22 protein-coding genes are annotated in these 21,882 nt (G+C 42.5%); all 22 read left to right on the top strand.

Features of this window, described 5'->3' with window-relative positions:
• Positions 1-47: 47 nt before the first annotated feature.
• The 22 genes from OCV72_RS15230 to purD all read left to right on the top strand — a co-directional run bounded on the left by OCV72_RS15230 (position 48) and on the right by purD (position 21,830).
• On the top strand, positions 48-245 hold the full coding sequence (locus OCV72_RS15230) for a PspC domain-containing protein (protein ID WP_055284694.1): 198 nt from the start codon (positions 48-50) through the stop codon (positions 243-245).
• A gap of 91 nt (positions 246-336) precedes the next feature.
• Positions 337-555, top strand: coding sequence for a small, acid-soluble spore protein, alpha/beta type (locus tag OCV72_RS15235; protein ID WP_055284656.1), 219 nt, complete (start codon positions 337-339; stop codon positions 553-555).
• Between the two features lie 85 nt (positions 556-640).
• Complete coding sequence (locus OCV72_RS15240; RefSeq protein WP_055284658.1) at positions 641-1,315, top strand: WecB/TagA/CpsF family glycosyltransferase; 675 nt, start codon at positions 641-643, stop codon at positions 1,313-1,315.
• Between the two features lie 213 nt (positions 1,316-1,528).
• The gene (locus OCV72_RS15245) at positions 1,529-2,617 is read left to right on the top strand and encodes a PucR family transcriptional regulator (protein ID WP_055284660.1); all 1,089 of its coding nucleotides are present in this window, start codon (positions 1,529-1,531) and stop codon (positions 2,615-2,617) included.
• 16 nt (positions 2,618-2,633) lie between these two features.
• On the top strand, positions 2,634-3,320 hold the full coding sequence (gene ftsE / locus OCV72_RS15250) for a cell division ATP-binding protein FtsE (RefSeq protein WP_028086906.1): 687 nt from the start codon (positions 2,634-2,636) through the stop codon (positions 3,318-3,320).
• Positions 3,310-4,218, top strand: coding sequence for a permease-like cell division protein FtsX (ftsX, locus tag OCV72_RS15255; RefSeq protein ID WP_055284662.1), 909 nt, complete (start codon positions 3,310-3,312; stop codon positions 4,216-4,218). Before ftsE ends, ftsX begins: the two co-directional genes overlap by 11 nt.
• 27 nt (positions 4,219-4,245) lie before the next feature.
• Entirely contained in the window at positions 4,246-5,406 is a 1,161-nt protein-coding gene (locus OCV72_RS15260; RefSeq protein WP_055284664.1) for a murein hydrolase activator EnvC family protein, read from the top strand.
• Positions 5,407-5,437: 31 nt separating this feature from the next.
• Positions 5,438-6,613 carry a S41 family peptidase gene (locus OCV72_RS15265; protein WP_055284666.1) on the top strand — a complete coding sequence of 392 codons (1,176 nt, stop codon included), beginning with the start codon at positions 5,438-5,440 and terminating at the stop codon, positions 6,611-6,613.
• Positions 6,614-6,749: 136 nt separating this feature from the next.
• Positions 6,750-7,676, top strand: coding sequence for an orotidine-5'-phosphate decarboxylase (gene pyrF / locus OCV72_RS15270; RefSeq protein WP_055284668.1), 927 nt, complete (start codon positions 6,750-6,752; stop codon positions 7,674-7,676).
• 68 nt (positions 7,677-7,744) lie between these two features.
• Entirely contained in the window at positions 7,745-8,527 is a 783-nt protein-coding gene (locus OCV72_RS15275) for a dihydroorotate dehydrogenase electron transfer subunit (RefSeq protein WP_055284670.1), read from the top strand.
• Complete coding sequence (locus tag OCV72_RS15280; RefSeq protein WP_028086912.1) at positions 8,527-9,429, top strand: dihydroorotate dehydrogenase; 903 nt, start codon at positions 8,527-8,529, stop codon at positions 9,427-9,429. Before OCV72_RS15275 ends, OCV72_RS15280 begins: the two co-directional genes overlap by 1 nt.
• 211 nt (positions 9,430-9,640) lie before the next feature.
• On the top strand, positions 9,641-12,193 hold the full coding sequence (locus OCV72_RS15285; RefSeq protein WP_055284671.1) for a YhgE/Pip domain-containing protein: 2,553 nt from the start codon (positions 9,641-9,643) through the stop codon (positions 12,191-12,193).
• Positions 12,190-14,385 carry a YhgE/Pip domain-containing protein gene (locus OCV72_RS15290; RefSeq protein ID WP_055284673.1) on the top strand — a complete coding sequence of 732 codons (2,196 nt, stop codon included), beginning with the start codon at positions 12,190-12,192 and terminating at the stop codon, positions 14,383-14,385. The genes OCV72_RS15285 and OCV72_RS15290 overlap by 4 nt, the downstream gene beginning before the upstream one ends.
• Before the next feature lie 131 nt (positions 14,386-14,516).
• A complete protein-coding gene (pyrE, locus tag OCV72_RS15295; RefSeq protein WP_028086915.1) occupies positions 14,517-15,197 on the top strand; it encodes an orotate phosphoribosyltransferase in 681 nt (226 codons plus the stop codon).
• 18 nt (positions 15,198-15,215) lie between these two features.
• Positions 15,216-15,368, top strand: coding sequence for a hypothetical protein (locus OCV72_RS15300; RefSeq protein WP_028086916.1), 153 nt, complete (start codon positions 15,216-15,218; stop codon positions 15,366-15,368).
• Between the two features lie 30 nt (positions 15,369-15,398).
• On the top strand, positions 15,399-15,878 hold the full coding sequence (locus OCV72_RS15305) for a VanZ family protein (protein ID WP_028086917.1): 480 nt from the start codon (positions 15,399-15,401) through the stop codon (positions 15,876-15,878).
• The gene (locus OCV72_RS15310) at positions 15,847-16,239 is read left to right on the top strand and encodes a DUF6142 family protein (protein WP_055284675.1); all 393 of its coding nucleotides are present in this window, start codon (positions 15,847-15,849) and stop codon (positions 16,237-16,239) included. Before OCV72_RS15305 ends, OCV72_RS15310 begins: the two co-directional genes overlap by 32 nt.
• A 1-nt stretch (position 16,240) precedes the next feature.
• Positions 16,241-18,283 carry an aminopeptidase gene (locus OCV72_RS15315; RefSeq protein ID WP_055284677.1) on the top strand — a complete coding sequence of 681 codons (2,043 nt, stop codon included), beginning with the start codon at positions 16,241-16,243 and terminating at the stop codon, positions 18,281-18,283.
• Positions 18,284-18,325: 42 nt separating this feature from the next.
• A complete protein-coding gene (gene purE, locus OCV72_RS15320) occupies positions 18,326-18,838 on the top strand; it encodes a 5-(carboxyamino)imidazole ribonucleotide mutase (protein ID WP_028086920.1) in 513 nt (170 codons plus the stop codon).
• Between the two features lie 50 nt (positions 18,839-18,888).
• Complete coding sequence (purM, locus tag OCV72_RS15325; RefSeq protein WP_055284679.1) at positions 18,889-19,914, top strand: phosphoribosylformylglycinamidine cyclo-ligase; 1,026 nt, start codon at positions 18,889-18,891, stop codon at positions 19,912-19,914.
• Entirely contained in the window at positions 19,908-20,534 is a 627-nt protein-coding gene (purN, locus tag OCV72_RS15330; protein ID WP_055284680.1) for a phosphoribosylglycinamide formyltransferase, read from the top strand. The genes purM and purN overlap by 7 nt, the downstream gene beginning before the upstream one ends.
• A 21-nt stretch (positions 20,535-20,555) precedes the next feature.
• On the top strand, positions 20,556-21,830 hold the full coding sequence (gene purD / locus OCV72_RS15335) for a phosphoribosylamine--glycine ligase (RefSeq protein WP_055284682.1): 1,275 nt from the start codon (positions 20,556-20,558) through the stop codon (positions 21,828-21,830).
• Positions 21,831-21,882: the final 52 nt, after the last annotated feature.

The following is a 21,882-nucleotide window of genomic DNA, read 5'->3' on the forward strand; positions in this document are numbered from 1 at the left end:
ACAGCGTATGTATCGTAGATTATATCAGGAATATGGAGGATAGAATTATGGAAGGAAAAAGATTATACCGGTCAAGAAAAGACAGAATGATATGCGGAGTATGCGGTGGAATTGCAAAATATTTCAATATAGATCCGACGCTTGTAAGACTGGCATTTGTGCTGATCTCAATGGGAGCAGGATCAGGAATACTGGCTTATATCGTTGCGGCAATCATCATACCGGATGACCCGGAAGAGTATTAGGATATTTTTATTCAGGGATGAAAAAATACTGTGATGTATGAAATAGCAGGAAAGGTGGCATACTGATAAAAAACGAAAGGAATCAATCAATATGCCATCAAAAAAGAAAATACCTGTCCGTCTGGAAGATCTTACACCTGATGAAAAAGTCAAATACGAGATTGCGGGAGAATTAGGACTTCTCGACCGGGTAATGAAAGATGGGTGGAAATCCCTCACTTCCAAGGAAACCGGAAGAATCGGAGGCCTGATCACGAAAAAGAAACGACAGAATGACAAAAATGACAAAAATATTACGAATGTTAATTAGTATGAATATTATGTAATAAAGGTTGAAAAGAAAATATCCATTTGCTATAATCGAACAACTGGTAAAAGAGTTAGCAGGTGAGGATATGAACGAGAAGATTAATGTTTTAGGTGTAAATATAGACAGTTTTACAGCGAAAGAAGCCATGAAGGAAACAATTGCATTTCTGGAATCTGAACCTGTGAGTGTGATAGATGTTGTATCGGTAGATGCGCTGATGCAGATGAACGATCTCCCGGAACTGAAAGAAAAGATGAATGAATTTGATATGATATTGCCGGGGGAAAAGCTGATCCTTGAAGCAGCGGAAGAACCGGAACTGCCGGAAGAGATTAATATGGAATTGTATCTGAAGATGTTTATGCGCTATCTGCATAAGAACCATAAAAGACTCTATCTGCTGGTAGAGTCAGAAGAAGAAGGGCAGGAGGCATTCCGGTATCTGCAGAAGGCATATAGTGGGATTCAGTTAGTGGGGTTGGCGAAGGTATCTGCAGAAGGCAGAGCGGATGATATGCTGGTGAATGCGATCAACGGAAGTGAAGTGGATTGTGTCCTTTCGGCATTATCGGTTCCATTACAGGAAGATTTTATTGCAAAAAACAGAAATCTTCTGGATGTAAGAGTTTGGATCGGAGTTGGAAAGAAGATATTCTCGCCACGTAAGCCGGGATTCGGTCAGGGGAAAATTGCAAAGTATCTCTTGAATCATATTTTCAGGCGTGAAATGGAAAAAAATAAGCTGAAAATGAAATCCTAAGAAAAATATAAGAAAGTTATTTCGTCACTATGTCTATGCAATAAATATGTACAAAATGTAAAAAAACTGAGGAAATCACCAAAAAAGTGTGATTTCCTCTTTATTTTTTTGGTTATATATATTAAGATAAGATTTGACGATATGTATTTTGTAGATTATTATAGTGAATTTGTTGTGTAAAATGCATATTGAAAAGAGTGGAGGAGATGGAATATGATATCTAATCAAATACTTCAAAACACAATTGAAGGATTGAAAGGGATTACACGAATTGACTTTTGCGTGATGGACACAGACGGTAAATCTCTTGCAAGCACATTCTCAGAACAGGAGAACTACGTAGAGGAGGTACTCTCCTTTGTTGAATCCCCAGCAGACAGTCAGGTCGTGCAGGGATATCAGTTTTTTAAGATTTTTGATGAACATCAGCTGGAATACATACTTCTTGCCAATGGGGGAAGTGATGATGTTTACATGGTAGGCAAGATCGCGGCCTTTCAGATTCAGAATCTTCTTATCGCATATAAAGAAAGATTTGATAAGGACAATTTTGTTAAAAACCTGTTGCTGGATAATCTGCTGCTGGTAGATATTTACAACCGTGCTAAGAAATTACATATTGACACAGAAGTAAGACGTGTTATCTTTATTATTGAAACAAAGCATGAAAAAGATACGAATGCGCTCGACAACGTGAGAACACTTCTTGGTAACCGTACCAGGGATTTTGTGACAGCTGTTGATGAGAAGAATATTATCGTGGTAAAGGAACTGGAACCGAATGATGGCCATGCGGAACTGGAGAAGATTGCGGAGAATATGTATACGCTCCTGAAAGAAGATGGAGAAGAAGATATTCTGATAGCATACGGAACAGTTGTCGGTGATATCAAAGAAGTTTCAAAATCATATAAAGAAGCCAAATTAGCTCTTGATGTCGGTAAGATATTCTTCAGTGAACGCAGCGTTATTGCATACAGTGCTTTGGGAATTGGACGTCTGATCTATCAGCTGCCGATTCCACTTTGTAAGATGTTCATACGTGAGATTTTTGAGGGGAAATCGCCGGATGATTTCGATGAAGAGACATTGATAACGATCAATAAATTCTTTGAGAATAATCTGAACGTATCAGAAACATCCAGACAATTATATATACACCGTAATACACTGGTATACAGACTGGATAAACTGCAGAAGAGTACCGGTCTGGATCTGCGTGTGTTTGAAGACGCCATTACATTCAAGATCGCACTTATGGTAGTGAAGTATATGAAGTATATGGAGTCGCTGGAGTATTAATAATCAGGAGGAACATATGATTGAACTAAGAGAAGTAACGAAAGAGTACTCAAAAGGGGTTGCAGCCCTGAATGGAATCAATCTGAAGATTGAACAGGGTGAATTTGTGTTTATCGTGGGAGACAGCGGATCTGGTAAGTCCACGTTGATTAAACTTATCATGAAAGAGCTGGAGCCTACATCTGGAACAATTATCGTAAATGGTAATAACTTAAGCCGTATGAAACATCGGAGAGTGCCGATGTACAGAAGAAATATCGGTGTTGTATTCCAGGATTTCCGTCTGTTAAAGGATCGCAATATCTATGAAAATATTGCGTTTGCACAGAGAGTAACAGAGACATCTACAAGAATTATCAAGAAAAAAGTACCGGCGGCATTGTCACTGGTAGGGCTTGCCCAAAAATACAAGGCATTTCCAAAGGAATTATCCGGTGGTGAGCAACAGAGAGTTGCAATCGCAAGAGCAATCGTGAATGAACCTGCAATTCTGCTTGCAGATGAGCCTACCGGTAACCTGGATCCGACAAATTCATGGGAGATTATGAAGCTGTTGGAAGAGGCAAACGACAGAGGAACTACAGTTCTGGTCGTTACGCATAACCAGGAAATCGTGAACGAAATGCAGAAGCGGGTTGTTACAATGAAAAAAGGTGTCATTGTAAGCGACGAGAAAAAAGGTGGGTACAAGCATGAGAATTAGTACAATAGGATATTCGATGAAACAAGGAGTTAAGAACATCCGCAGAAATAAGATGTTTTCCATTGCTTCGATTGCAACGATGGCGGCATGCATCTTCCTGTTTGGACTGTTCTATTCCATTGTAGTGAACTTTAATTATATCGTGGAAAAAGCAGAAGAAGGTGTGGCAATCACCGTATTTTTCAACGAAGATACAACACAGGAACAGAAAGACTCGATTGGTGCCCAGCTTAAGAAAGAGGACGGCGTACTGAAAGTGAATTATGTAAGTGCAGACGCGGCATGGAACAAGTTCAAAGATCAGTATTTTGGAGAGTCCAGTGATCTGGCGGAAGGATTTAAGAGTGATAACCCGCTTGCAAATTCTGACAACTATGAAGTATATCTTTCGGACGTATCAAGGCAGAAGAGTGTTGTATCTTTTGCAAAATCACTGGAGGGAGTACGTAAAGTTAATAAATCAGATGTGGTAGCAAAGACGCTGACAAGTGTGAATAAGCTGGTGGGATATGTGTCTGTAGCAATTATTGCAATTCTGCTTGCAGTATCTGTATTCCTGATCAGTAATACGGTTACTATGGGTATTACAGTAAGACGTGAAGAGATTGCGATCATGAAGTATATCGGTGCAAAAGACGGATTCGTCCGTGCTCCGTTTGTAATCGAAGGTCTGATCATCGGAGCTGTGGGAGCGGTCATTCCGCTGGTACTTTTGTACTTTATGTATGATAAAGCAATTACATATATTATGACAAAATTCAGCCTGCTGAATAACATTGTAGACTTCCTTCCAGTAGCAAATGTTTACAGAACATTGCTTCCAATCGGAATCGCATTAGGTGTGGGAATTGGTTTTGTTGGAAGTTTCTTTACAATCCGCAAGCATTTGAAAGTATAATGCTTCTGATCCGGAAAGGAACGACATATGATAAATAGAAAGAAGAGGATAAGTCTTCTGCTGACAATGGCACTTACATGTGGAATGTTCATGCCGGCGTATGCAACTGAGATAGATGATACAAAGAAAAAAGCAGAAGAACTGGAGAATAAGAAAAAAACTGCCGAGAGTGAGAAGACATCTCTTGCCAATCAACTGAGTAATCTGGTAAATGAGATGGAAAAGACAAAGAAAAAAATCTCGGATAAGGAAAGTGAAATCTCGAATAAAGAAGACGAGCTGATTCTTGCAAAAGCAAAAGAAAATGACCAGTATGAAAGCATGAAAAAGAGAATCCGTTTTATGTATGAGAACGGAAATACTGGATTTATTGAAATCTTATGCTCTTCTAAATCAATCGGAGAATTTCTGAATAATGCAGAATATATCAGTACGATATCTGGTTATGACAGAAATATGCTGGTGGAGTTTCAGAAGGTTGTAACAGATGTGGAGAATCAGGAAGCAGAGCTTCAGAAAGAATACAAACAACTGCAGACAATGCAGGATGATCTGATCGCAAAACAGGATAATGTCAATCAGCTGCTGACGAGCAAACAAAGCGAGATACAGAAGCTGGACAGTGAACTTGGCGATACAAAGAATAAGCTGGCTCAGTTAGAAGCAGCGGCAGCGGCAGCTGAGAAAAAACAAAAAGAGGCAGCCGAAGCAGCGGCAGCAGCGAAAAAAGTGCAGGCAGCAGCGGCATCTAAGAATACAGGTTCATCTTCAAGTTCTGCCGGTTCGCCGGTTGTATCAGGGAATGGAACATTTACCCATCCTTGTCCGGCCGGGTATATCTCAAGTACATTTGGCTATAGAACACAGCCGATTGCAGGAGCAAGTACGAATCATAAAGGAATTGATTTTGCCGCTGCAACAGGAACACCAATCTATGCAGCGACAGCGGGAACTGTAATTTCAGCAGGATATGCAGGGAATGCAGGAAATCTGCTGGTAATCAATCATGGTAACGGTCTGCTGACATATTATATGCATTGCAGTAAGATTTATGTAAGTGCAGGGCAGAAAGTCAGCAAAGGACAGAATGTTGCGGCAGTGGGAACAACCGGTAATTCAACCGGACCGCATCTTCATTTTCAGGTAATGTTGAATGGAACACCGGTCAATCCGGCAAATTATCTGTAATAAAAGACAGATCATAGTAAGAGGCAGATAAATGAAAAACAGAAAAAGTTTTTTGAAAGGGGCGCTTTGCGGCGCCCTTGCTATGTTATTGGCAGCGGGACTTGTGTCCTGCGGATTAAAAGTAAATAGTGGAAGCAGTGATATCACATCAAAAACAGAGGATAAGATATCGGAATTACAGAACCTGGTCAAGAAGCATTATATGGGGGACGTAAAAGAGAAGAATCTGGAAGATGGAATCTATAAAGGCTATATCAATGGTCTGAATGATCCGTACTCGGTATATTACAACAAGAAAGAGACAAAAGAATTATATGAATCGACCGGTGGGGAATATTCCGGAATCGGTGCTGTGATGTCTCAGAACACGGAGACAGGAGTGATTACTCTGGTTCAGATATATAAGGATTCTCCGGCTGAAAAAGCTGGACTTAAGGACAATGATATCCTATATAAGGTAGAAGGAAAAGAAGTAACAGGAAAAGACCTTTCGAAAGTTGTAAGTAAAATAAAAGGCGAAAAAGGAACAACAGTAGAACTTACCGTATTAAGAGGAGAAAATGCGAAGGAGGTAACTGTGACTGCTACAAGAGACACTGTGCAGGCACAGACGATAGAGTATAAGCTGATGGATGACAAGATCGGTTATATCAGAGTGTCTGAATTCGATACGGTAACCTATGATCAGTACGAAGAAGCACTGGATGATCTTGAGAAGCAGGGAATGACAGGATTAGTGGTGGATCTGCGTAATAATCCGGGAGGTTCACTCAGTACGGTATGTGATATGCTGGATCTGATGCTGCCAAAGGGACTGATCGTCTATACAGAAGACAAAGATGGCAAAAAGACAAAGATGAAATCTGATGAAGAGCATCAGTTTACCAAGCCGCTGGCAGTTCTGGTAAATGGTAACAGTGCCAGCGCATCAGAAATCTACTCCGGTGCAATCCAGGATTATGGAATCGGTAAGATTGTAGGAACCCAGACATATGGAAAGGGTGTTGTACAGCAGATTTTTGATCTGGATGACGGAACAGCTGTAAAACTTACGATTGCAGAGTATTTTACTCCAAAGGGAAGAAGCATTAATGGAAAAGGAATTACACCGGATGTAAAAATCAAGTACCAGAGCGATGAAGAAAATCCGGATGCAGATAACCAGCTTGAAAAAGCAGTAGAGACAGTAAAGGCACAGATGAAGTAATGGTGTGCCGGCAATGACATGGCAGAAGAAGAGTTTGGAAGGGAATGCAGTTAGGCATTCCCTTTTAGTATGCCTTATGGTAAAATATAAATAATGTAAAATTAAGATGATACATGTAAAATAGGAGGAAAAGACATTGATTAATCAGTTAGTAGCCAACATAAAGAAGACAGGAGCACCGATCGTAGTAGGTTTGGATCCAATGTTAAACTACATTCCAGAACAGGTTCAGCAGAAAGCGTTTGCAGAGTATGGTGAGACACTGGAAGGTGCCGCTGAAGCAATCTGGCAGTTCAATAAAGAAATCGTAGATAAGACGTATGATCTGATCCCTGCAGTAAAACCACAGATCGCGATGTATGAACAATTCGGTCTTCCGGGACTTGCGGCATTTAAGAAGACGGTAGATTACTGTAAGGAAAAAGGACTGGTTGTCATCGGAGATATAAAAAGAGGAGATATTGGTTCTACATCTGCAGCTTATGCGGTTGGTCATATTGGAAAAGTGAAAGTAGGAAGCAAGACATATGCACCATTTGACGAAGACTTTGTAACAGTCAATCCATACCTTGGTTCAGACGGAGTCAATCCATTCCTGGATGTATGCAAAGAAGAAAAGAAGGGAATCTTTGTCCTTGTTAAGACTTCCAATCCATCCAGCGGAGAATTCCAGGATCAGAAGATCGATGGGCGTCCGCTGTATGAACTGGTCGGAGAGAAAGTGGCTGCATGGGGATCAGAAGTCATGGGTGATGAGTACAGTTATGTAGGAGCAGTAGTTGGAGCAACTTATCCGGAGATGGGAAAAGTACTTAGAAAAGTAATGCCGAAGGCATATATCCTGGTTCCTGGTTACGGTGCACAGGGGGGAAAAGGAAAAGATCTGGTACACTTCTTTAATGAGGATGGACTTGGAGCAATCGTGAACTCTTCAAGAGGAATCATTGCGGCATACAAGCAGGAGCAGTATGCAAAGTTTGGAGCTGAGAACTTTGGTGATGCATCTAGAGCAGCAGTTGAGACTATGGTAGCAGACATCAAAGGAGCACTTGAGAACAGATAAGGTCTGATCTGACAAAAAAGACAGATAAAAACGTATGACAGAGTAATCTTAACAGGAGATAAAGGAAGATGGAGAAAAAGAAAGAACAGGCGAAAGTTCTGTCACAGGAGATGCTGGCAGACGGGATCTACAGTCTGTGGATTGAGACAGAAGCAGCACGGACTGCCAGACCGGGACAGTTTGTATCTGTATACACGGCAGATGCAAGCAAATTACTTCCGCGTCCGATCAGTATCTGTGAAATTGATAAAGAGGCAAAAAAATTAAGACTGGTATACCGTGTAACCGGAGAAAAGACCGGAACAAAACAGTTCTCGGAATTAAAGGCAGGAGATACTGTGCCGGTGATCGGACCTCTGGGAAATGGATTTCCATATGAGAAAGCAGAAGGAAAGAAAGTATTCCTGATGGGTGGAGGAATCGGTGTTCCGCCAATCCTGGAACTTGCCAAACAGATGCAGTGCGAAGAAAAGCAGATTGTTGTCGGCTACAGAGATGCACATACATTCCTGAAAGACGAATTTGAACAGAACGGGACCTTATATATTTCCACAGAAGACGGAAGTGTAGGAACAAAAGGGAATGTCATGGATGCTATCCGTGAGCAGAATCTGGATGCAGATATGATATTTGCATGCGGACCGACACCAATGCTGCGGGCGATCAAGACTTATGCAGAAGAGAAGGGGATCGAATGCTATATTTCTCTGGAAGAGAGAATGGCATGCGGAATCGGAGCCTGTCTGGCATGTGTCTGCAAGACAAAGGAAAAAGATGCACACAGCAACGTGAATAACAAGAGAATCTGTAAAGACGGACCAGTATTCTTATCTACGGAGGTGGATTTATAATGGATATGAAAGTAAATATTGCCGGCGTAGAGTGGAAGAATCCGGTTACAGTGGCTTCCGGTACATTTGGTTCGGGAGAAGAATTCGGTGAGTTTGTCGATCTGAACCGTCTCGGAGCGGTGACGACCAAGGGAGTCGCAAATGTCCCGTGGCCGGGTAATCCGACACCGCGTGTAGCAGAGGTATACGGCGGGATGATGAATGCGATCGGACTTCAGAATCCGGGAATTGATCTGTTCTGCAAAAGAGATATTCCGTTTCTGAAGAAATATGATACAAAGATCATTGTGAATGTCTGCGGGCATGCGCCGGAGGAATATCTTGCGGTTGTTGAACGGCTGGCGGATGAGCCGATCGATATGATGGAGATCAATATCTCGTGCCCGAATGTAAATGCGGGATTCCTTGCGTTTGGACAGGACGCAAAGCATGTAGAAGAACTGACGGCTCAGATCAAAAAGATCGCAAAACAGCCGATCATCATGAAACTGACACCAAATGTTACGGATATTACAGAGATCGCAAAGGCGGCAGAAGCCGGCGGAGCAGATGCCCTGTCGCTGATCAATACATTGACGGGGATGAAGATCGATATCAACCGCAGAACATTTGCGGTAGCTAATAAGACCGGCGGCGTATCGGGACCGGTTGTACATCCAATCGCAGTCCGTATGGTATACCAGACGGCGCAGGCGGTCAATATTCCGATTATCGGAATGGGAGGAATTGCTACACCGGAAGATGCAATCGAGATGATTCTTGCAGGAGCATCCGCAGTATCTGTGGGAACCGCGAATTTCTATAATCCAAATGCAACAATAGAGATCATTGACGGAATCGAAGCATATATGAAGAAAAATGGATTTGAATCCGTGAAAGATATGGTTGGTATTGTAAAATAATGATAAAGAGACACTGCTATCGGCAATGTCTCTTTTTTCTTGGAAATATGTAAGGAAAATATAAGAAAAACCGTGAACGGTAAAAATACGGGTGCCTGTATGGCAAATGCTATAATAAAAACATGACTGACAGTCAGTTTTTTGAGTAGATTTTCAGAAATGTTTTTGTTATACTGATATGTATATGACGATACCAAAGGAGGATGTGTGGATGAAGAAATCATTTCAGATTTTCAAAAGAGATCTCGGCCGGTTATTCCGTAACCGTGCGGCGGTACTGATCCTGGTTGGAATCAGTGTACTGCCGTCTCTTTATGCATGGTTTAATATCGCTGCCAATATGGACCCGTACGGGAATACCAAAGGAATCCAGGTAGCGATTGCTAATGAAGATAAAGGTGCCGACAGTGAGCAGATGTCACTGGACGCAGGACAAAATATTGTAGACAATCTGAAGAAAAATGACCAGCTTGGCTGGAAGTTTGTAGATGCAAAAGAAGCAAAAAAGGGAGTAAGATCCGGAAAATATTATGCTGCGATCGTGATATCGGATAATTTCAGCGAATCGCTTCTGAGCATTTTATCGGGAGATATCAAACAGCCGGAGCTGGATTATTATATTAATGAAAAGAAAAATGCGATCGCCCCGAAGATCACAGATACAGGTGCAGGCACGATCCAGCAGGAGATCAATGACACCTTTTCTTCGGTGGCGGCAGAATCCATTTCAAAGCTGCTGAGTGAAAAAGCCGGAGATATCGCAGGAAGAGTGACGGAGGGAAATTCGAGTCTGATCCGGGCGGTTGCCGAGACAAGGAAGAATCTGGAAGAATATAACAAAGTGCTGGAAAATTTTCAGAAAACGGTGGATAAGTCAGATGAAGTGATTCAGAATGCGGTAAAAACACTGGATCAGGTCAATGCATCGGCAAAATCAGGAGTGCAGACACTTTCAGATAGCGGAACGGTACTTTCAGACACAAGAACAGCAGTAGGAATATTTTCGACACAGTTCTCGGATAATATGTCGAACGGCGAGACGCTTCTGAATAATACCTATGTGTCTGCATCGGCAAAACTGGGCATATTCGAGACGAAGGCAGGACAGGCTTTGACAGCAGTAGACGGAAGCCTGACAACAGCATCCACTCTCCTTACCAGGAATCAGGAATTACTGAGTCAGTTAAAAGCGCTGAATGAACAGATTCAGGGAAATACAGAATTATCACAGCAGTTTTCGGCATTGATCGCACAAAAGATTTCCGAACTGGAGAGCCAGAATGCGTCCCTTCAGGGGCTGGTGGCTTCATTGAAGAATGGCAATAAAGGAATTCAGAATGCAGTGACAACAGCGCAGAGTACACGGACATCTCTGGAAAAGCTTGCAAAAGACAGCAAGGAAAGTCTGCAGGATTACCGCAGTAATTTTGCACAGACATTAATGCCGCAATTGAACCAGTCACTGGACAGTCTGGCTTCATTAAGCGGAAGCCTGGCCTCAACACTGGATGGTGTAGAACCAACGGTTGAACAGATGAAGAGTATCCTGAATCAGCTCAACAGCAGCTTGAAAGACAGTGCCTCGGCACTGGGACAGACAAAAGAAGTGCTGAAGCGGGTAGATGAATCACTGGCTTCGGTTCAGGAAGATCTGGGAGCATTGCAAAGTTCACAGATGTATCAGAAACTGACCTCTCTGGAGGGGATTGATGCGGATTCCATTGCCGGTTTTATGTCTTCGCCGGTAAGTATTCAGTCGAAAGTATTGTATGATGTGGAAAATTATGGATCCGGTATGACACCGTTTTATACCAATCTGGCATTGTGGGTAGGCGGACTGATCCTGGTATCCATTCTGAAACAGGAAGTGGATAAAGATGGAAAGATTCACAGATTTACGGCATCACAGGCTTATTTTGGCAGATGGATGTTATTCATGACGGTAGGTCTGGTACAGGGACTGATCGTGTGTCTAGGTGATATTGTGCTTCTGAAAGTACAATGCGTTCATCCGGTTGCATTCGTATGTGTAGGCATCTTCTGTTCCTTTATCTATGTAAATCTGATCTATGCGCTGGCGCTTACGTTCAAGCATATTGGAAAAGCACTGGGAGTTGTACTGGTTATTTTACAGATCCCGGGATCGGCAGGAACATATCCGATCGAGATGACACCTGCATTTTTCCAGAAACTTCATCCGCTGCTTCCTTTCACATATGGAATCAGTGCAATGCGTGAATGCATTGCCGGTATGTATGGAGCGAATATCTGGAAATACCTGGGGATATTGGCAATCTTCTTCCCGATATCGCTTTTCATCGGTCTGGTACTTCGTCCGCTGCTTATGAATCTGAATCATCTGTTCGATAAGCGGCTGTCAGAGACAGAGCTGATGCTGGGAGAGACGGAAACAGCAGAGCGGAAACGATCGGAACTGACCATGATGATGAAGACGTTAATGGAAGATGATGAGTGGAAACAGGAATTCATGGAAAGATCAGAAAAATTCGAGAAGCGTTATCCGAAGATGATCCGCTTTGGATTCCTTGGAATGATCATTATCCCGCTCATTTTCCTGATACTGATGTTCAGCCTGGAATCCAAACTGGTATTTTTGGTGTTATGGATCGTATCGCTGATCGCACTTGCACTGTATCTGATCTGTGTAGAATATATACACGATAAGATGTTAAAACAGCTTGCTGCCACAGGAATGACAACAGAAGATCTGGTACGGGGAATAAAGGAGGAAAAAGGCGTATGAGAAATATATGGGAAATTTTCCGGAGGGATATAAAACGGATTAAAAATAATGTGATCGCCATGATCGTCATTATGGGGATCACCGTTGTTCCCTGCCTTTATGCCTGGTTTAATATTGCAGCAAGCTGGGATCCATATAAAAATACAGGAAACTTAAAAGTTGCGGTGTCAAGCGTGGATAAGGGGTATGAAGGCAGCCTGATTCCGCTCGAACTGAATATGGGAGATCAGGTACTGACATCGCTTCGCAGTAATTCGCAGCTTGACTGGGTATTTACCAGCAAGAAAAAAGCAGTATCCGGAGTAAAATCCGGAAAATACTATGCGGCGATCGTGATACCGGAAAACTTCAGTACAGATATGATGAGTCTGTTCTCTGAAAATATCAGTAAACCAAGTATCACATACTATTCGAATGCAAAAGAAAATGCGATCGCACCGAAGGTTACAGATAAAGGAGCAAGCGCGATCCAGAGACAGGTCAATGAAGTATTTATTGAAACGATCAGTGATACGGTTATTACTTCTTTCAAAGCAGTTACCAATGTGGCAGATCAGAATGGAGTAGAATCCATTGCAGGGAATCTGGCAAATAATCTGGACCAGATCGGTTCGGACCTGAATGTGGCATCTGCGACATTAAGTTCCTTTGCGGGAATGACGACATCTGCACAGCAGCTTCTGGATACGACAGGCACATTTCTGAAAGAGACACAGAACCGTTCGGATAAGACAACAGATGCCCTGAAGACAACGAAGAAATCATTCAATGGGATTGAAGGAACGATCAACGGTGCAACGGATGGCGTAAATGAGGCACTGAATTCCGGAAAGGAATTTTATTCACAGATGTCCGGGATCATTGATTCCGCATTTGCATCCAATTCACAGAGTGCGGCAGATGTAGCGGCGACATTGAACACTCTGGCATCCAGCGTGGAAAAGGTAACAGCCGCCTATCAGTCACTGCAGAATTCGGTAGATGATATGGCAGATAAAGTGAGCGGACTTGGCAATACGAAACTGAATGCATTGCTCGGCAACATTTCAGGGAAGCTCGGTGAGACAATCGCAACACAGACAGAGCTTAAGAATCAGTTACAGAGCACGGCATCCTCTCTGACAGATGCATCCGGCACAGCAATCCAGAATAAAGCAGAGCTGGACAAACTGGTAAAAGAAAGTGCGGACAGTCTTGCAAATGTGAAATCCGACTATGAAAAGAATGTAAAAAACAGTTTGGATAAGCTTTCCAAATCCATGGGAGATACCAGCAGCAGTCTGGGCAGTCTGATGGATCAGCTGGATGCAAGTGTGGACGGAGTCTATGATCTGTCATCTTCGGCTTCCGCAGATCTGACACAGATCAATAAGGCACTGGATCATTCCTGCAAGCTGTTGGATAAAGCATCCGGAAAGATCAGTGAGACAACAGGAAAGATCAGTCAGATGCAGTCGGGCGGAGACTTTTCTCAATTGGAAGAACTGATCTCCGGGGATTCCAGTGTGATCGGAGAGTTCCTGGCAGCACCGGTAAGCCTGAAGACGAATCAGGTCTATAAGATTGAAAATTATGGCTCTTCGATGGCACCGTTCTATTCCACCTTGTCGATCTGGATTGGCGGAATCGTACTGGTTGCCATGTTAAAGACAGGTGTTTCGACAAAATGTACCGAAGGTCTGAAGAAAGTAAAACCACATCAGGAATACCTGGGCCGTTATCTTCTCTTCATGATCGTCGGTCTGCTGCAGAGCACTCTGATCTGTCTGGGAGATCTGTTATATCTGGGCATCCAGTGTAAGCATCCGTTCTTGTTTATGCTGGCAGGATGGTTCTCGAGCATCGTATATGTGAATATCATTTATACACTGACGGTGTCATTCGGAGATATCGGAAAAGCAGTCAGTGTTGTACTTCTGGTCATGCAGGTGGCAGGTTCCGGAGGAACATTCCCGATTGAAGTGGCACCGGCGTTCTTCAAAGCAGTATATCCGTTACTGCCATTTGTTCATAGTATGGCGGCATTCAGGGAGACGATTGGCGGAATGTATGGTATGACATACTGGACGGAACTTGGGAAGCTGGGAATCTTCCTGCTTTTGTCATTGATTCTAGGACTGCTTCTGCGCAAACCGGTAATCCGGATGAACGAGGCATTTGCAGAAAAGCTGGAAGAGACAAAGATTATGTAATGATTACGTGTATATACTGTTCTTTTTTTCTGACGTGAATTGAAAAACTGATTTTCTTATGATAGAATTAAATGGAATTATTATGCAATAAATAAGACACACAGAGTCTGAAATATATGGAGGGAATCAAAATGGAAAGTTATAAACAGGAGTTTATTGAATTTATGGTAGAGAGCGATGTGCTCAAGTTTGGAGAATTTACATTAAAGAGCGGAAGAAAATCACCGTTCTTTATGAATGCCGGAGCTTATGTAACAGGATCACAGCTGAAAAAATTAGGTCAGTATTATGCGAAGGCAATCCATGATACCTATGGAGATGATTTCGACGTGTTGTTCGGACCTGCATACAAGGGAATCCCGCTTGGAGTGGTCACGGCAATTGCTTACAGTGATCTTTACGGAAAAGAAGTACGCTATTGTTCTGACCGTAAAGAAGAAAAAGATCATGGTGCCGATAAAGGAAGCTTTCTCGGAAGTAAGTTAAAAGACGGAGACCGTGTGATCATGATCGAAGATGTGACAACATCAGGAAAGTCTATGGAAGAGACCGTACCAAAAGTAAAAGGTGCCGCAGATGTAACAATCGTAGGTCTGATGGTATCCCTGAACCGTATGGAAGTAGGAAAAGGCGGCGAGAAATGTGCATTGGATGAGATCAAAGATCTGTATGGATTCGATACAGCTGCGATCGTAACAATGGAAGAAGTTGTAGAGTGCCTGTATAACAAAGAATGTGACGGGAAAGTTGTGATCGATGATACATTAAAAGAAGCAATCGATGCATATTATGAACAGTACGGAGCAAAATAGAAAACGGGGGATCAGGATATGAATGAAAAAGCATATAAAGCAATGGGGCTAGCCGGTGCAGCAGGGATTGCGGTAGGAATTGTAGTCACGGTAATAGGAATCGCCGCAGGTGTGATCTCCATTATAAGCGGTGCCCGTTTACTGAAAGAAAAGAAAGGAATCTTATTCTAATACCGAAGAGACACAGGAGGTTGTAGGACGTTGGATTCAGGAAAAAGAAAACGAATCCGGATACTGGGAAAGATATTATTTATATTATATGTAATATTTATTGTATATTTCCTGCTGTTCTCTGATTGGTATGGACGTACAGGTGAGATGAGGGAATACCATTATAATCTGGTACTGTTTAAAGAAATCAAAAGATTCTGGCAGTATCGTGAGCAGGTGGGATTCTTTGCAATGTTCACCAATTTATTTGGAAATGTGATTATATTTATTCCGTTTGGATTTTTCCTCCCGATGGGAAGCAGGCAGAGAAGTTTTATTGCAACGGCATATTACAGCTTTGTACTGAGCCTGTGCGTGGAAGTCTTCCAGCTTATTACAAAGGTGGGGAGCTTTGATGTAGATGACCTGTTACTGAATACCATCGGTGGAATTTGCGGATATATATTATTTGCAATATGTGCGGCAATAAGGAGAAGACATGCTGGGAAAAAAACTAAGAACAGAAGATGATAGAATTAAAGCGGTAGCGAAAGCCCGTAAAAAAAAGCGGAAAAAGATGATCAAAACGAAATATGGACAGAAAGCAGTCAGACACTCCAAAAGGGGTGTCTATTCCTGTACTTATGCAGTGGTGATTGCATTTCTGGTGATCGTGATGATTCTTTTTTCATTTTTAAATAAAGGAAATGTCAATATATTGATCGGATTTTTCGGACTGGGAACCTGTGCGATGGCAGTGATTGGAATCTGGCTTGGCATGAAAGGATTCAGAGAACGCGAAAAGATTTATACAACATGCAAGGTGGGAATCACGGTAAATGCGGTATTTCTCGCCGTTATGGTTGGATTATTCGTCAGGGGGCTTATGTAGAATGATAGAAGAAAGATATGAACTGGCACTTGACCGTATCCGTCTGATGCAGACAGAAGATACGGTGAAAGAGCCTTACAGAGATTATTTTAAGAAGATGGCAGAGTTCGTGCTTATGCTGGACGAACTGAGAGATGAACTTCTGGACGGAAGGTATCAGAAACTTACGCTGGAAGAATTAAGAACATGGAACAGACGGCTGTATCAGGATGTTTTGCCGGAGCAGTATAAAGAAAGTTATGCGAATCCGGATTATGCGTGTAAGATGTTTGGAAAAGAATCAGGACAGATTCTTGGAATGTTATATGCGGAACTTCGTGGGGCAGTCGTTTATGTTTTTGAGGGAAAGACGGAATATCTGGCAATTTTGTATGAATTATTGATTGAAATATATAACCAGTTCGAGGATACACCGGATGCAAAAACAGCCCGTGATATTTTTTACTGGTATGCAAGTGATTATTGTGATGTATTCCTTGCGGATCGTATCAGAGAACAGATCCTGCCGGAAGAATCCTTCGCAACAGATCTGATTATGAACAGTGATCTTAAAGATCTCAGATATCTGTATCAGTTTGGAGAGTATATCAGCGAAAACGAATGGAAGACAGCGGAGCATCTGAACCGTCTCCCGGAAGAGACCATCCAGAAGATGGCAGATGTCTATTCGGAAGGATACCGCATCGGATTCGTAAATACCGGAAAAGATCTTTCGAAGAAATCGGTAGTGAATATCCGTTATATTCTTGGATTTGAACGTGTAGTAAAGAAAGCGATAGAGAACTTTGAAAAAATGGGATTAAAACCGGTCATCTATCGTGCAGCGGTCAGTGTGCTGACAAAGAGACAACATTACAAGATCGGATACTGCGGAGCAGTGGCAAATAAGCAGTATGAATACGATCATAAAGATGATCAGGCAATCTTCATGGATAAGAAGTACCTGGAGCGCAAACTGGAAGTGATGCAGACAACATATGAACATTATAAGAAAGAGGCAGCCGGGTTTGCAGGACCGGCATGCATTGACATGTTTGGTGAAGAACCATTCGAACCGGTGGCAAAAGAGACTGTGGCAAAGCTTTCGGAGAGTCAGGAAGAGATGATCCTGCAGTATGACAGCCGTCAGAGCCAGATGGTGAACAGGTATATCAAAGGAGAAGAGCGCAGCTTTACGATCATTGCCTATCCGGTGCCGGAGATCGGAGAGAAGTATGAAGAGATTTTCGATGAGATTATCCGTATAAACACACTGGATGCAAAAGTATATGAAAAAGTACAGCAGACACTGATTGATGCATTGGATCAGGGAGAATACGTGCATATTCTCGGGACAAATGGGAATCGTACAGATCTGAATGTGCAGTTGCATCCGTTGAATGACCCGGCAAAAGAAACAATCTTTGAGAACTGTGTGGCAGATGTGAATATTCCGGTCGGGGAAGTCTTTACTTCTCCTGTTCTGGAAGGAACGAACGGAGTCTTACATGTCAGCAAAGTGTATCTGAATGAACTGCAGTATCGTGATCTGGAGATCACATTCTCAAATGGCATGGTATCAGAGTATAACTGTGCGAACTTTGATCGCGATCTGGAAAATAAAGCGTATATTCACGATAATGTATTATACAAACATCCGACGCTGCCGCTTGGTGAATTTGCGATCGGAACGAATACAACTGCATATATAACTGCCAGGAAGTATGGAATCGAGGATAAGATGCCGATTCTGATCGCAGAGAAGATGGGACCGCATTTTGCGGTGGGAGATACATGTTACAGTTGGTGCGAGGATATCAAAGTCTATAATCCGAACGGAAAAGAGATTATTGCAAGAGACAATTCGGTATCGATCCGCAGAAAAGAAGATGTATCAAAAGCATATTTCCACTGCCATACAGATATTACCATTCCATATGAAGAACTTGGAAGTATTACGGTTGTTACAAAGGATAAAAAAGAGATTGTGTTACTGGAAAATGGAAAATTTGTACTTCCCGGTACAGAGATTTTAAATGAACCATTGAAAAATTCTAATAAATAGGGTATGATTTATTTGTCAAACTTATAAGAAAGGATGAAAATTATGCCAAAAGTAGGAATTATCATGGGCAGTGACTCAGATCTTAAAGTTATGAGTAAGGCTGCAGTAATGCTGGAAGAGTTAGGAATCGAGTATGAGATGACGATCATCTCAGCACATCGTGAACCAGATGAACTGATTGAATGGACCAGAGGAGCAGAAAGCCGCGGAATAAAAGTTATGATCGCCGGTGCAGGAATGGCAGCAGCCCTTCCGGGAATGTGTGCAGCATTATTTGCCCTTCCGGTTATTGGTGTACCTCTTTCAGGAAAGAATCTGGATGGAATGGATGCAGTGTTTTCAATCATGCAGATGCCGCCGGGAGTTCCGGTTGCAACCGTTGCAATCGATGGCGCAAAGAATGCAGCAATTCTTGCAGCAAAGATTCTTGCGGCTTCAGATGAAGAACTTCTGAAGAAACTGAAAGCTTATACAGAAGAACAGAAAGAGGCAGTCAAAGCCAAAGCAGCAAAGCTTGATTCTATCGGATATGAGGCATATCTGGCATCAAAATAATAGATATAAAAGTACAAAAATAAATAACAGGTACAAAAGGAGATCGGATTATGGATTACAAAAAAGCTGGTGTGGATATTGAAGCAGGTTACAAGTCAGTAGAACTTATGAAAGAGCATGTAAAGAAGACCTTGCGTCCGGAAGTTCTTGGAGGACTCGGAGGATTCTCGGGAGCATTTTCTCTTGCGAAGATCAAAGAAATGGAAGAACCGGTGCTGTTATCAGGAACAGACGGATGTGGAACAAAGGTCAAACTTGCCATGATCATGGATAAGCACGATACCATTGGAATCGATGCAGTAGCTATGTGTGTGAATGATATTGCATGTGCAGGCGGTGAGCCGTTATTCTTCTTAGACTATATTGCATGTGGAAAAAATTATCCGGAGAAGATCGCATCTATCGTAAAAGGTGTGGCAGAAGGATGCCTGCAGTCAGAAGCAGCCCTGATCGGTGGAGAGACAGCAGAACATCCGGGACTTATGCCGGAAGATGAATACGATCTTGCAGGATTTGCAGTTGGTGTATGTGATAAAAAAGATATGATTACAGGAGAAGACTTAAAAGCAGGAGATGTACTGATCGGTATGGCATCTTCAGGTGTGCACAGCAATGGATTCTCACTGGTACGTAAAGTATTCGAGATGACAAAAGAATCGTTGGATACATATTATGATGATCTGGGAACTACACTCGGAGAAGCACTGCTTGCTCCGACAAGAATCTATGTCAAAGCATTAAAGAGCATAAAGAACGCAGGAGTGAAAGTGAAAGCCTGCAGCCATATCACAGGAGGCGGATTCTATGAGAACATTCCAAGAATGTTAAAAGACGGAGTAAAAGCCGTTGTAGAAAAAGACAGTTATCCGGTTCCGCCAATTTTCACAAAGCTTGCAAAAGAGGGAAATGTAGACGAGCATGCAATGTACAATACTTATAATATGGGTATTGGTATGATCGTTGCGGTTGATCCTGCTGATGTAGATAAGACAATAGAAGCAATCAAAGCGACCGGAGATACTCCATATGTGATCGGTCATATCGAAGAAGGTGAAAAAGGAGTGACATTATGTTAAATGTCGTAGTTCTGGTATCCGGTGGCGGAACAAATCTGCAGGCAATCATAGATGCAGTAGATTCCGGCGAGATTACAAACACAAAGATTGCCGGCGTCATCAGTAATAATAAGAATGCATATGCACTGGAGCGTGCTGAAAAACATGGGATTCCGAATCAGTGTATATCTCCAAAAGATTATGAAAGCCGTGAGATTTTCAATCAGGAATTTATGAAGGCTGTGGATGTCATGCAGCCGGATTTGATCGTTCTGGCCGGATTTCTGGTAGTGATTCCGGCAGAGATGATCGCAAAATACAGAAACCGTATGATCAACATTCATCCGTCCCTGATCCCGGCATTTTGCGGAACAGGATTTTATGGATTGAAGGTGCATGAAAAAGCACTGGAACGCGGAGTGAAGGTGGTTGGTGCAACGGTACATTTTGTAGATGAAGGAACCGATACCGGTCCGATCATTTTGCAGAAAGCAGTTGAAGTGGAACAGGGAGATACCCCGGAAGTTCTGCAGAGACGTGTAATGGAGCAGGCAGAATGGAGAATTCTGCCAAGAGCCATTGATCTGATCGCAAACGGTAAAGTTAAAGTAGAAGGACAGCGTGTGACGATCGAGTCATAGAGGATAAAGGAGCAGTGTAAGATGAAAGTATTAATCGTTGGAAGTGGCGGAAGAGAACATGCAATCGCATACAGCGTTGCAAAAAGCGATAAAGTAGACAAGATTTACTGTACTCCGGGAAATGCGGGAATTGCAGAATTTGCAGAGTGTGAACCGATCGGAGCCATGGAATTTGACAAGATCGTAGCATTTGCAAAAGAAAAAGAGATTGATCTGGTTATTGTTGGAATGGATGATCCACTGGTTGGCGGTCTGGTGGATGAACTGGAAGCCGCAGGTATCCGTACTTTCGGACCTAAAAAGAATGCAGCGATCCTTGAGGGATCAAAAGCATTTTCCAAGGATCTTATGAAGAAATATAACATTCCGACTGCAGCTTATGAGAATTTTACAGATCCGGATGAGGCAGTTGAATATCTGAAGACGGAGGCCAGATTCCCAATTGTATTAAAAGCAGACGGACTGGCACTTGGAAAAGGCGTGCTGATCTGTAAGAATCTGGAAGAGGCTGAAGAAGGCGTGAAGACGATCATGCTGGATAAGAAATTCGGTACAGCCGGTAATGAGATGGTTATAGAAGAATTCATGACAGGAAGAGAAGTCTCAGTACTGTCATTTGTAGATGGAAATACAATCAAAACGATGACTTCCGCACAGGATCATAAGCGTGCAGGTGATGGAGATACAGGTCTGAATACAGGAGGAATGGGAACATTTTCACCAAGTCCGTTCTATACAGAAGAAGTAGATGACTTCTGTAAGAAATATGTATATCAGGCAACCGTTGATGCTATGAAGGCAGAAGGAAGACCGTTCAAAGGTGTAATCTTTTTCGGACTGATGCTGACAGCGGACGGACCGAAGGTTCTGGAATACAATGCCAGATTCGGAGATCCTGAAGCGCAGGTGGTTCTTCCGAGAATGAAAAATGATATCATTGATGTAGTAGAAGCTTGTATTGATGGTACGCTGGATCAGATCGATCTGCAGTTTGAAGACAATGCTGCAGTATGTGTTGTTCTGGCAAGTGACGGATATCCGGTGAAATATGACAAAGGACTTCCAATCAGCGGACTGGAGGAATTTGACAGGCACGAAGGCTATTACTGCTTCCATGCAGGTACGAAATTCAACGGTGATCAGATTGTGACCAACGGCGGACGTGTACTTGGTGTGACAGCAAAGGGAAAAGACTTAAAAGAAGCAAGAGCTAATGCTTATGCGGCAACCGAATGGGTAAAATTCGATAATAAATATATGCGTCATGATATTGGTAAAGCGATTGACGAAGCATAAAAAGTACGAAAAGAGTATGAAAAGAAGAGCTTACGATTTAGGTTGTAAGCTC

Source organism: Dorea amylophila (genome assembly GCF_025567265.1).
Classification (GTDB): Bacteria; Bacillota; Clostridia; order Lachnospirales; family Lachnospiraceae; genus Dorea_A; species Dorea_A amylophila.